General features: G+C 51.9%; 12 protein-coding genes and 2 tRNA genes. 12 read left to right on the top strand and 2 right to left on the bottom strand.

Annotated features, from left to right (window positions below):
* Nucleotides 1-58: 58 nt before the first annotated feature.
* Together ACLJQD_RS00485 and greA are read left to right on the top strand one after the other, a co-directional pair.
* Nucleotides 59-187, top strand: coding sequence for a hypothetical protein (locus ACLJQD_RS00485; protein ID WP_254888488.1), 129 nt, complete (start codon nt 59-61; stop codon nt 185-187).
* Between the two features lie 53 nt (nt 188-240).
* A complete protein-coding gene (greA, locus tag ACLJQD_RS00490) occupies nt 241-717 on the top strand; it encodes a transcription elongation factor GreA (RefSeq protein ID WP_001148008.1) in 477 nt (158 codons plus the stop codon).
* 155 nt (nt 718-872) lie between these two features.
* Here greA and yhbY read toward each other — a convergent pair whose 3' ends face one another.
* A complete protein-coding gene (gene yhbY / locus ACLJQD_RS00495; RefSeq protein ID WP_001592995.1) occupies nt 873-1,166 on the bottom strand; it encodes a ribosome assembly RNA-binding protein YhbY in 294 nt (97 codons plus the stop codon).
* A 126-nt stretch (nt 1,167-1,292) separates the two neighbouring features.
* Between yhbY and rlmE the strand changes: the two genes are divergently transcribed.
* The 7 genes from rlmE (at nt 1,293) to ACLJQD_RS00530 (ending at nt 8,287) form a co-directional block, all read left to right on the top strand.
* Nucleotides 1,293-1,919 carry a 23S rRNA (uridine(2552)-2'-O)-methyltransferase RlmE gene (rlmE, locus tag ACLJQD_RS00500; protein ID WP_000145974.1) on the top strand — a complete coding sequence of 209 codons (627 nt, stop codon included), beginning with the start codon at nt 1,293-1,295 and terminating at the stop codon, nt 1,917-1,919.
* 103 nt (nt 1,920-2,022) lie between these two features.
* Nucleotides 2,023-3,957 carry an ATP-dependent zinc metalloprotease FtsH gene (gene ftsH, locus ACLJQD_RS00505; RefSeq protein WP_001107481.1) on the top strand — a complete coding sequence of 645 codons (1,935 nt, stop codon included), beginning with the start codon at nt 2,023-2,025 and terminating at the stop codon, nt 3,955-3,957.
* A gap of 104 nt (nt 3,958-4,061) precedes the next feature.
* Nucleotides 4,062-4,910, top strand: coding sequence for a dihydropteroate synthase (gene folP, locus ACLJQD_RS00510; protein WP_017441474.1), 849 nt, complete (start codon nt 4,062-4,064; stop codon nt 4,908-4,910).
* Complete coding sequence (gene glmM / locus ACLJQD_RS00515; protein ID WP_000071169.1) at nt 4,903-6,240, top strand: phosphoglucosamine mutase; 1,338 nt, start codon at nt 4,903-4,905, stop codon at nt 6,238-6,240. The genes folP and glmM overlap by 8 nt, the downstream gene beginning before the upstream one ends.
* A gap of 214 nt (nt 6,241-6,454) precedes the next feature.
* Nucleotides 6,455-6,787: a preprotein translocase subunit SecG gene (gene secG / locus ACLJQD_RS00520; protein WP_000272680.1), complete on the top strand. Its 333-nt coding sequence runs from the start codon at nt 6,455-6,457 to the stop codon at nt 6,785-6,787.
* Nucleotides 6,788-6,800: 13 nt separating this feature from the next.
* A tRNA-Leu gene (locus ACLJQD_RS00525) sits at nt 6,801-6,887 on the top strand.
* Between the two features lie 335 nt (nt 6,888-7,222).
* Nucleotides 7,223-8,287: a YwqG family protein gene (locus ACLJQD_RS00530; protein ID WP_017441475.1), complete on the top strand. Its 1,065-nt coding sequence runs from the start codon at nt 7,223-7,225 to the stop codon at nt 8,285-8,287.
* An 85-nt stretch (nt 8,288-8,372) separates the two neighbouring features.
* Here the strand turns inward: ACLJQD_RS00530 and argG are convergent, their stop codons facing one another.
* Nucleotides 8,373-9,716: an argininosuccinate synthase gene (gene argG, locus ACLJQD_RS00535; protein ID WP_000207646.1), complete on the bottom strand. Its 1,344-nt coding sequence runs from the start codon at nt 9,714-9,716 to the stop codon at nt 8,373-8,375.
* Between the two features lie 343 nt (nt 9,717-10,059).
* Between argG and ACLJQD_RS00540 the strand changes: the two genes are divergently transcribed.
* From ACLJQD_RS00540 to nusA, 3 genes are all read left to right on the top strand, one after another.
* A tRNA-Met gene (locus ACLJQD_RS00540) sits at nt 10,060-10,136 on the top strand.
* Nucleotides 10,137-10,343: 207 nt separating this feature from the next.
* The gene (rimP, locus tag ACLJQD_RS00545; protein WP_000105461.1) at nt 10,344-10,796 is read left to right on the top strand and encodes a ribosome maturation factor RimP; all 453 of its coding nucleotides are present in this window, start codon (nt 10,344-10,346) and stop codon (nt 10,794-10,796) included.
* 27 nt (nt 10,797-10,823) lie between these two features.
* Nucleotides 10,824-12,326, top strand: a complete 1,503-nt coding sequence (nusA, locus tag ACLJQD_RS00550) for a transcription termination factor NusA (protein WP_001031038.1) — start codon at nt 10,824-10,826, stop codon at nt 12,324-12,326.
* Nucleotides 12,327-12,328: the final 2 nt, after the last annotated feature.

Genomic DNA, 12,328 nt, shown 5'->3' on the forward strand with positions numbered 1-12,328 from the left:
CGCTAACACCCTGGAAACAAGCCGTCATACTACGGCGCAACGCCCTAAAAAGTAAACGATGACCCATAGGGAACTCCAGGGTAAAATGGTTATCAAAGAGGAAATTGTAGCTGACCTGGGACTGCGCGCCTGGGTTGGTGTTTTTTTGCTTCTGACCCTGGTATGGCATATGCCGGGGCTGGCTTAGCAGCCGGGGTAGAGTTCATTGCCCCCTACAGGAATGTTCAAGAGGTATAACAAATGCAAGCTATTCCGATGACCTTACGCGGAGCCGAAAAACTGCGCGAAGAGCTGGATTTTCTGAAATCTGTGCGCCGTCCTGAAATCATCGCCGCTATCGCCGAAGCGCGCGAACATGGCGATTTAAAAGAAAACGCGGAGTATCATGCTGCACGCGAACAGCAGGGTTTCTGCGAAGGGCGCATTAAAGATATCGAAGCAAAACTGTCGAATGCGCAGGTGATTGATGTCACTAAAATGCCGAACAATGGTCGCGTGATTTTCGGCGCTACCGTCACGGTGCTGAACCTGGACACCGACGAAGAGCAGACCTACCGCATTGTTGGCGATGATGAGGCGGATTTTAAGCAAAATCTCATTTCGGTAAACTCGCCAATCGCTCGCGGTCTGATCGGCAAAGAGCAGGATGACGTCGTGGTGATCAAAACGCCTGGCGGCGATGTGGAATACGAAGTGCTTAAAGTGGAATACCTTTAAGCAGTACTCAATACGCAAATTGTTGGTGTATTGTAAAGAAAGGAAAAAGGCCGCATAGCGGCCTTTTATCAACGGAGAGAGCGTGGCATTTTGCTCTCCTGCTCGTGGAAAACCCCTCGTTTTACACAGATTTTGTGTTCGACTTTAGGATATCCTTAACGCGGCAGCGAGATTTTACGCTCTTTAGTTGGGCGATACAGCACCAGCGTTTTACCGATGACCTGTACGTTACAGGCGCCGGTTTCGCGCACGATAGCGTCCACGATCAAGGTTTTTGTTTCGCGATCTTCCGAGGCGATTTTCACCTTGATAAGTTCATGGTGCTCTAACGCTTGTTCAATCTCGGCCAGTACCCCTTCGGTCAAACCATTATTGCCAAGCATAACAACAGGCTTGAGCGGATGTGCCAGACCTTTTAGGTGCTGTTTTTGTTTAGTACTCAGATTCATCGTATATTTTTGCTTACGTTGGGATTGAAAACGGGTCATTCTACCGCCATCTCCCTTATATCGCCAAATAGGCGTGTAGAAATTTACGCCATTGGCTACGATGAACTGCCCCGACGGGAAAGTTAAATGACAGGTAAAAAGCGTTCTGCCAGCTCAAGCCGCTGGCTTCAGGAACACTTTAGCGATAAATATGTTCAACAGGCGCAGAAAAAGGGGCTACGCTCCCGTGCCTGGTTTAAACTTGATGAAATACAGCAAAGTGACAAACTTTTTAAGCCGGGAATGACGGTAGTCGATCTCGGCGCTGCGCCAGGAGGCTGGTCACAGTATGTGGTCACGCAGATTGGCGGCAAAGGCCGCATCATCGCTTGTGATCTTTTACCTATGGATCCTATCGTTGGTGTGGACTTTCTTCAGGGCGATTTTCGTGATGAACTTGTCATGAAAGCGTTACTGGAACGCGTGGGTGACAGTAAAGTACAAGTTGTCATGTCGGATATGGCACCAAACATGAGCGGAACACCGGCGGTGGATATCCCCCGCGCCATGTATCTGGTGGAGCTGGCGTTAGAGATGTGCCGCGATGTGCTGGCGCCAGGCGGAAGTTTTGTAGTGAAGGTGTTCCAGGGCGAAGGTTTCGATGAGTATCTAAGGGAAATTCGCTCCCTGTTTACGAAGGTTAAAGTTCGTAAGCCGGACTCTTCGCGTGCGCGTTCGCGTGAAGTGTACATTGTAGCGACCGGGCGAAAGTGATAACCGGCAGATTTCAGACGTAAGGTTTGAAAGAAACTGGATATAGAGTATCCTGACGCTGTTTTTAACACAGTTGTAATAAGAGGTTAATCCCTTGAGTGACATGGCGAAAAACCTAATACTCTGGCTGGTCATTGCCGTTGTGCTGATGTCAGTATTCCAGAGCTTTGGGCCCAGCGAGTCTAATGGCCGTAAGGTGGATTACTCTACCTTCCTGCAAGAGGTCAATCAGGACCAGGTTCGCGAAGCGCGTATCAACGGACGTGAGATCAACGTTACCAAGAAAGATAGTAACCGTTACACGACTTACATTCCGATTAATGATCCGAAGCTGCTTGATAACCTGCTGACTAAAAACGTCAAGGTTGTTGGCGAACCACCTGAAGAGCCAAGCCTGCTGGCTTCTATCTTCATTTCCTGGTTCCCGATGCTGTTGCTGATCGGCGTCTGGATCTTCTTCATGCGTCAGATGCAGGGCGGCGGTGGTAAAGGCGCCATGTCGTTCGGTAAGAGCAAGGCGCGTATGCTGACGGAAGATCAGATCAAAACCACGTTTGCTGACGTTGCGGGTTGTGACGAAGCGAAAGAAGAAGTGGCGGAACTGGTTGAATACCTGCGTGAACCGAGCCGTTTCCAGAAGCTGGGCGGTAAAATTCCGAAAGGCGTCCTGATGGTCGGCCCGCCGGGTACCGGTAAAACCCTGCTGGCAAAAGCCATTGCGGGTGAAGCGAAGGTGCCATTCTTTACGATTTCCGGTTCTGACTTTGTGGAAATGTTCGTGGGTGTCGGCGCGTCTCGTGTGCGTGACATGTTCGAACAGGCCAAGAAAGCGGCGCCGTGCATTATCTTCATCGATGAAATCGACGCCGTAGGTCGCCAGCGTGGCGCTGGTCTGGGCGGCGGTCACGATGAACGTGAGCAGACGTTGAACCAGATGCTGGTTGAGATGGACGGCTTCGAAGGTAACGAAGGTATCATCGTTATCGCCGCAACTAACCGTCCGGACGTTCTGGACCCGGCGCTGCTGCGTCCAGGCCGTTTTGACCGTCAGGTGGTGGTAGGCCTGCCGGATGTTCGCGGTCGTGAGCAGATTTTGAAGGTGCATATGCGTCGCGTACCGTTAGCGACGGATATTGATGCGGCGATCATTGCGCGCGGTACGCCGGGCTTCTCCGGTGCGGACCTGGCGAACCTGGTCAACGAAGCGGCGCTGTTTGCCGCACGCGGCAACAAACGCGTTGTGTCGATGGTTGAGTTCGAGAAAGCGAAAGACAAAATCATGATGGGCGCCGAACGTCGCTCCATGGTGATGACGGAAGCGCAGAAAGAGTCGACCGCGTACCACGAAGCGGGCCACGCGATTATCGGTCGCCTGGTGCCGGAACACGATCCGGTGCACAAAGTGACGATTATCCCGCGCGGTCGTGCGCTGGGCGTGACCTTCTTCCTGCCTGAAGGCGACGCGATCAGCGCCAGCCGTCAGAAGCTGGAAAGCCAAATCAGCACGCTGTACGGCGGACGTCTGGCGGAAGAGATTATCTACGGCGTTGAGCATGTTTCTACCGGCGCGTCGAACGACATTAAAGTCGCGACTAACCTGGCGCGTAACATGGTCACCCAGTGGGGCTTCTCGGAGAAACTTGGTCCGTTGCTGTATGCGGAAGAAGAGGGCGAAGTGTTCCTCGGCCGTAGCGTCGCAAAAGCGAAACATATGTCTGATGAAACTGCGCGTATCATCGACCAGGAAGTGAAAGCGCTGATTGAACGTAACTACAATCGCGCTCGTCAGATCCTGACTGACAATATGGATATTCTGCACGCGATGAAAGATGCGCTGATGAAATATGAAACCATCGATGCGCCGCAGATTGATGACCTGATGGCGCGTCGTGAAGTGCGTCCGCCTGCGGGCTGGGAAGATCCAAACGGCACCAATAACTCTGACAGCAATGGTACGCCTCAGGCGCCGCGTCCGGTTGATGAACCACGCACGCCGAACCCGGGCAACACGATGTCAGAGCAACTGGGCGACAAATAAGCGTTTGTTGTACAACATTATGTTTAGCGCTCACCGAAACCCTGGGGCTTGCCCCGGGGTTTTTCTTTTTTTTACTCACCACAAATAAAACAGGGATTTTGACCATGAAACTCTTCGCTCAGAGCGCCACGCTCGATCTCACTCATCCGCATGTTATGGGGATCCTGAACGTAACGCCGGATTCGTTCTCCGACGGCGGCGCGCATAACACGCTGATTGAGGCGGTGAAACATGCGAATTTAATGGTGAATGCCGGGGCGACAATTATTGATGTGGGGGGGGAATCAACGCGACCAGGCGCGGCGGAAGTGAGCGTGGAAGAAGAGCTGGATCGCGTTATTCCGGTACTGGAAGCAATCGCGCAACGTTTTGAAGTGTGGATTTCTGTGGATACCTCTAAACCCGAGGTGATCCGTGAAGCGGCAAGGGCGGGCGCGCATATTATCAATGATGTCCGTTCGCTCTCCGAGCCCGGCGCGTTGGAAGCGGCAGCGGAAACCGGCTTGCCGGTCAGTCTTATGCACATGCAGGGCAACCCCAAAACCATGCAGGAGGCGCCGAAATATGACGATGTCTTTGCCGAGGTGAATCGCTACTTTATTGAGCAAATAGCACGTTGTGAGAAGGCCGGCATCGCAAAAGAGAAATTGTTGCTCGACCCCGGATTCGGTTTCGGTAAAAATCTCTCTCACAATTATACCTTACTGGCGCGACTGGGTGAGTTTCATCATTTTAACCTGCCGCTGCTGGTGGGCATGTCACGTAAAACGATGGTTGGTCAGTTACTTAACGTGGGACCATCAGACCGTCTGAACGGCAGCCTTGCGTGCGCGGTAATTGCCGCGATGCAGGGCGCGCAGATCATTCGCGTCCATGACGTCAAAGAAACCGTAGAGGCGATGCGGGTGGTAGAAGCCACTCTGTCTGCAAAGGGAAACAAACGCTATGAGTAATCGTAAATATTTCGGTACCGATGGGATTCGCGGACGTGTAGGCAATGCCCCCATTACACCTGATTTCGTGCTTAAACTGGGTTGGGCTGCCGGAAAAGTGCTGGCGCGTCATGGCTCGCGTAAAATCATTATCGGTAAAGATACGCGTATTTCCGGCTATATGCTGGAGTCCGCGCTGGAGGCGGGCCTTGCCGCTGCGGGGCTGTCGGCCTCGTTTACCGGACCTATGCCAACGCCAGCCGTCGCCTATCTGACGCGGACTTTCCGCGCGGAGGCGGGTATCGTTATCTCGGCTTCGCATAACCCGTTCTATGATAACGGCATTAAATTCTTCTCTATCGACGGTACGAAACTGCCTGACGATGTGGAAGAAGCCATTGAAGCCGAAATGGAAAAAGAGATCACCTGCGTAGACTCCGCCGAGCTGGGGAAAGCGAGCCGCATCGTCGATGCCGCCGGACGCTATATTGAGTTCTGTAAAGGCACCTTCCCGAATGAACTGAGCCTCAACGGCCTGAAAGTAGTTGTGGATTGCGCCAACGGCGCTACCTACCATATCGCGCCGAATGTGCTGCGCGAGCTGGGCGCGACCGTTATCGCCATCGGCTGTGAGCCAAACGGCGTCAACATTAACGAAGAAGTGGGCGCGACCGACGTGCGCGCGTTGCAGGCGCGCGTGTTGGCGGAGAAGGCGGACCTCGGCATCGCGCTTGACGGCGACGGCGACCGGGTCATCATGGTTGACCATGAAGGCAATAAAGTCGATGGCGATCAGATCATGTATATCATCGCGCGCGAAGGGCTGCGCCAGGGGCAACTGCGCGGCGGCGCGGTGGGGACGCTGATGAGCAATATGGGGCTGGAGCTGGCGCTCAAGCAGCTTGGCATTCCGTTTGCCCGGGCGAAAGTGGGCGACCGCTACGTGCTGGAAAAATTGCAGGAAAAAGGCTGGCGCATCGGCGCGGAAAACTCTGGTCACGTTATTCTGCTGGATAAAACGACCACTGGCGACGGTATTGTAGCGGGGCTACAAGTTCTGGCGGCGATGGTGCGTAATCATATGAGTCTGCACGATCTGTGCAGCGGTATGAAAATGTTCCCGCAGATTCTGGTTAACGTGCGTTACACCGCCGGTAGCGGCGATCCGCTGGAAAATGAAGCGGTGAAAGCGGTAACGGCGGACGTAGAAGCCACGCTCGGCAATCGTGGGCGGGTACTGCTACGTAAATCCGGTACCGAACCGCTGATTCGCGTGATGGTGGAAGGCGAGGATGAAGCGCAGGTTACGGCATTCGCCCATCGTATCGCGGATGCGGTAAAAGCCGTTTAAGTGACTAAAAAGGCGGCGGTTGCCGCCTTACTGCCCGCAAAAAACAACGCTTTTGCTGTTTTTTTCCGCAGTTGATACAATGCGCTTAAATTGCCCTTGCGAAGGTCATTCACTTTGGTTAGTATTCACACCCGCTTCAGTGGGAAACAGTAAAAATCCCGCTTTATTGGTAGAAGCATTGGTACGCGGCAACTCCGCAAGGAACAGGTTGATTATGTACGAAGCTCTTTTAGTTGTTTTCCTTATTGTGGCAATTGGCCTTGTAGGTCTGATCATGCTGCAGCAAGGTAAAGGCGCTGATATGGGAGCCTCCTTCGGAGCAGGCGCTTCCGCTACGCTATTTGGTTCAAGTGGTTCTGGTAACTTCATGACCCGAATGACGGCGGTATTGGCGACGCTGTTCTTCATCATCAGTCTGGTGTTGGGTAATATCAATAGCAACAAAACCAATAAAGGAAGCGAGTGGGAAAATCTGAGCGCGCCGGCGAAGACCGAGCAGACTCAACCTGCTGCACCGGCCCAGCCGACCAGCGATATCCCACGCTAATAGCAGTATCCGTGCCGAGGTGGTGGAATTGGTAGACACGCTACCTTGAGGTGGTAGTGCCCAATAGGGCTTACGGGTTCAAGTCCCGTCCTCGGTACCAATATTCCGAAAGAAAGACGCTGAAAAGCGTCTTTTTTTTCGTCTGTTGAAACTGCTCTCAGAGAGGAGGTTGAAGCACGCTTACACGCGTCCCTGGCATGGCCCCGTCAATACGTTGAGATAGCCCTCCATACATACTCATGTATGTCCTCTCTGGTGATCTCCCTGCGTCAGGTTCACTCCACCGATTACGAGATCATCTTCGTTCATTGAAGCCAGTAGTTGCTCAGCTATAATCTGAAATGCTTGTATCTGTTATCCCCCTCCATATCTTTTGCTCAAGTAGTTTTATCTAATCTTCCTTTGCACTGAGCCGAATATCTAAGGAAGAGATTAATGAGTTTATTTTTCGATCGTGCTGGATTGATTGCTGAATTGCGCACATCCAATTTGAGCTCTGCTATTCAGGAGAAAGTCGTGCAACAGGCACGTGCTGCTATTGCATTTAAACGTTGTCTGCGGGATATGGAAACAGTAAAGGTGGGGGCATCGCGGTTGGGCGGTCTACCCGACTGGCCATTAGGACAAAGCTGGCCTATACGAAAAAAATCGGTTAATGCCACATCTCGCGTACTAAAGCTGAAAGCTGAAAAAACGCGAAATGCCAGGTTTGTTCATGAAATGAAAATGAGTTATGAACTGCTTAATGAAGGGCGTAAGCTGCTTGGGCAGCCAGCGGAAGATTTTGACGAGGAGAGGTGTCGGTTGGTGCAGCAACGGTTATTAACCGAAATTGACATCCGCATAGAGAATCAGTTGGTTGATTTTCCGCTTGCTTTTGTTGCCCAACTAAATTTGAGTGACCTGGCGTTACTCCCGGGGTTTGATCCACTGCTTCCCAGGCGGGGGTTATTGAGCTTCTTTGTCGATGTTACCTGGGAAGATCGGCAGCCCTTTGTTTTCTGGCACGATGTTGAGGTAGATACATTAAGCACGCTAGCTGTGCCAGATGACTTGCTGGCTTTTTACAATAAGATTGAATTTCGTGAACCATGGCAATTGTGTACACAGGTTGAGTGCCTGGAACCTCTTTCCGTTATCAGTGTTCCGTCAGTCTGCGAGGGGTTAAGCGTTACGCAGCAGAAAGCGTATGAATCATGGTATGACGCGTTAAGTGATTACGAACAGGATAACCCGTATCGAGTTGATGCCTGCTATTCCGGCGATCTTCTGGGAGGGTGGACAATTCCTCTCCAACGTAGTGTGGAAGATGAACTGAATCAAAATGATACAAGATGGCGACAGCTTTTTAGCTGGGATGAAGAAATTCATTCTACAACAGCATTACTGGCTGTCGCTGGGCCGGATTTTGGCGGGGGCGTTGACTATATAATGATGACTGAAAAAGACATGGCTGCACAATGCTTTGACAGGGTGCGAAATGTTGTCCAGTTTGATTAACCGGCAAATCAGCCATTTGCATCAACCTGGGGTGATGTTCATAAAAAAGGCCGCTTTCGCGGCCTGTTGCATCAACGACGCGGGCTTATTTGCCTTTGTTTTCCAGATTCTCAACCTGCGGCAGACCGGTCGCGGAAGAGGCGGTTAACAGACCCGCTTTCGCGTAGCCGAACAGTTTCTCGCGGGTATCGGTAATGTCCAGATTACGCATGGTCAACTGGCCAATACGATCGTCCGGTGAGAATACGGACTCGCCTTTCTCCATGGTCAGACGCTCAGCCTTATAGGTCAGGTTGTCTGACACGGTGTTCAGGATGGAGTAGTCGTTGCCGCGACGCAGCTCCAACGTCACTTCACCGGTAATCTGGCTGGCGACCCAACGTTGCAGGCCGTCACGCAGCATCAGCGCCTGCGAGTCGAACCAGCGGCCCTGATACAGCAGTTTACCCAGCTGACGACCATGAGAGTGATATTGCTCAATGGTGTCTTCGTTGTGAATACCGGTCAACAGACGCTCGTAAGCGATGTGCAGCAGTGCCATTCCGGGGGCTTCATAAATACCGCGGCTTTTTGCTTCAATGATGCGGTTTTCAATTTGGTCGCTCATACCCAGACCGTGACGGCCGCCGATGCGGTTTGCTTCCAGCATCATCTCAACATCATCGCTGAAGGTTTTACCGTTCAGGGCAACAGGGTGACCCTGTTCGAAGCGGACGGTCACCTCTTCTGCCGGGATCTTCACGCTCTCGTCCCAGAACTTCACGCCCATAATCGGGTTGACGATCTTGACGCTGGAGTTAAGAAACTCCAGATCTTTCGCTTCATGCGTGGCGCCGAGCATGTTGGAGTCGGTGGAGTAGGCTTTTTCAACGGACATTTTATAGTCGAAACCGCAGGCAATCATAAATTCAGACATCTCATGGCGACCACCCAGCTCATCGATAAAGTCGGTATCGAGCCACGGCTTGTAAATCTGCAGCTCGGCGTTGGTCAGCAGGCCATAACGATAGAAACGTTCAATATCGTTGCCTTTATAGGTGCTGCCGTCGCCCCAGATATTCACGCCGTCTTCTTTCATCGCGGCGACCAGCATCGTGCCGGTTACGGCACGGCCCAGCGGCGTGGTATTGAAATAGGTCAGCCCGCCAGTCGTATTATGGAAAGCGCCGCACTGAATCGCTGCGATCCCTTCTGCAACCAACTGCTTGCGGCAATCAATCAGGCGAGCATTCTCTGCGCCATACTCCATTGCGCGACGAGGAATGGCGTCATAGTCATCCTCATCCGGTTGTCCCAGATTCGCAGTATAGGCATATGGGACAGCTCCTTTTTGTCGCATCCACAGCAGTGCGGCGCTGGTGTCCAGACCGCCGGAAAAAGCGATACCAATACGTTGACCTGCTGGAAGATGCTTAAGAATCGTCGTCATAGAATAGAACCCTGCTTGATTGACTGATAATGAGATCGGTTTCTGCTTTAGTGCATTTTTATGCAAAATAAATGAGTTTTCATTTAATCATCTTTTAGCAGAGACAGGAAGCGTTTAGTGAAGGTTTACTGAAATAACGTTGTGAAATGCATGTATAAGCCGGAGAGGTGGGATGAGTATAACGAAGAGTGATATTCATTCATCTGCATATTGGGAATAGGGTTGACATAACTCATGCCTGGTCACTATACTGTGCGCAGATTTTACGTCCCGTCCTCGGTACCAAATCCCAGCAGTATTTGCAAATTTTGCCCAAAACGAGTAGAATTTGCCACGTTTCAGGCGCGGGGTGGAGCAGCCTGGTAGCTCGTCGGGCTCATAACCCGAAGGTCGTCGGTTCAAATCCGGCCCCCGCAACCACTTTCCCTTAGAGTTCTTTTTCAAATATACTGTGAAGATTATGTCCTTCGTAGCTGGATTTGAAAAAAATTCTTTCGGAAGGTACACCAGACCGCCGTTGCGGTTATAGGGTTCAGTTATCTAAAGCCCCGATTTATCGGGGTTTTTTGTTATCTGACTACAGAATAACTGGGCTTTAGGCCCTTTTTTTATGTCTTGGGGGTGGGCTTGTCCACATTAGAGCAAAAATTAACAGAGATGATTACAGCGCCAGTTGAAGCCTTAGGCTACGAGCTGGTCGGCATCGAATTTATTCGCGGTCGCACATCCACACTGCGCATCTATATTGATAGTGAAGATGGCATCAATGTTGATGATTGTGCTGATGTGAGCCACCAGGTAAGCGCGGTGCTGGACGTTGAAGATCCTATCTCCGTGGCTTACAACCTTGAAGTCTCGTCACCGGGTCTCGACCGTCCTATGTTCACTGCCGATCATTATGCGCGTTTCCAGGGTGAAGAAGTTGCGCTGGTTCTTCGCATGGCGGTACAGAACCGTCGCAAGTGGCAGGGCATTATCAAAGCGGTGGACGGTGAAATGATTACCGTCACAGTCGAAGGCAAAGATGAAGTGTTCGCGCTGAGTAATATCCAGAAGGCGAACCTGGTTCCCCACTTTTAACAGTCTGGATGAGGTGAAAAGCCCGCGATGAACAAAGAAATTTTGGCTGTTGTTGAAGCCGTCTCCAACGAAAAAGCGCTGCCACGCGAGAAAATTTTTGAAGCGCTGGAAAGTGCGCTGGCGACAGCAACAAAGAAAAAATATGAGCAGGAGATCGATGTTCGTGTAGAAATCGATCGTAAAAGCGGTGATTTTGATACTTTCCGCCGTTGGTTGATCGTTGAAGAAGTGACCATGCCGACGAAGGAAATTACGCTGGAAGCGGCGCGTTTTGAAGACGAAAGCCTGAATGTTGGCGACTATGTTGAAGATCAGATTGAATCTGTCACCTTTGACCGTATCACCACGCAGACTGCGAAACAGGTTATCGTACAGAAGGTCCGTGAAGCTGAACGCGCGATGGTTGTCGATCAGTTCCGCGACCAGGAAGGCGAAATCGTCACTGGCGTGGTGAAGAAAGTGAACCGCGACAATATCTCTCTGGAAATTAAATCCGAAGGGATGGCCGGTAACGCTGAAGCGGTGATTCTGCGTGAAGATATGCTGCCGCGCGAAAACTTCCGTCCTGGCGACCGTATTCGCGGCGTGCTGTATGCTGTTCGCCCGGAAGCGCGTGGCGCGCAGCTGTTCGTCACCCGTTCCAAGCCGGAAATGCTGATCGAACTGTTCCGCATTGAAGTGCCGGAAATCGGCGAAGAAGTGATTGAAATTAAAGCGGCGGCTCGCGATCCGGGTTCTCGTGCGAAAATCGCAGTGAAAACCAACGATAAACGTATCGATCCGGTCGGCGCTTGCGTGGGGATGCGCGGCGCGCGCGTTCAGGCGGTCTCTACCGAACTGGGCGGTGAGCGTATCGATATCGTGCTGTGGGATGATAACCCGGCGCAGTTCGTCATTAATGCGATGGCGCCGGCAGACGTCGCGTCTATCGTGGTGGACGAAGATAAACATACCATGGATATCGCCGTTGAAGCCGGTAATCTGGCGCAGGCGATCGGACGTAATGGTCAGAACGTCCGCCTGGCTTCGCAATTGAGCGGCTGGGAACTCAACGTAATGACCGTTGATGACTTGCAGGCTAAACATCAGGCTGAAGCACATGCCGCTATCGAGATCTTTACTAAATATCTTGATATTGATGAAGAGTTCGCGACCGTTCTGGTAGAAGAAGGTTTCTCCACGCTCGAAGAACTGGCCTATGTGCCAATGAAAGAACTGCTGGAAATTGACGGCCTTGATGAGCCGACCGTTGAAGCACTGCGCGAGCGTGCTAAAAACGCACTGGCCACTCTGGCGCAGGACCAGGAAGCAAGCCTCGGTGATAACAAACCGGCTGACGATCTGCTGAATCTGGAAGGATTAGATCGCGATATGGCTTTCAAACTGGCGGCTCGTGGTGTTTGTACGCTGGAAGATCTCGCCGACCAGGGCATTGATGATCTGGCTGATATCGAAGGGTTGACCGACGAAAAAGCCGGTGAGCTGATTATGGCTGCCCGTAATATTTGCTGGTTCGGCGACGAAGCGTAATA

Origin of the sequence: Salmonella sp. SAL04214, from assembly GCF_046550615.1 — a bacterium.
Taxonomy (GTDB): domain Bacteria; phylum Pseudomonadota; class Gammaproteobacteria; order Enterobacterales; family Enterobacteriaceae; genus Salmonella; species Salmonella enterica.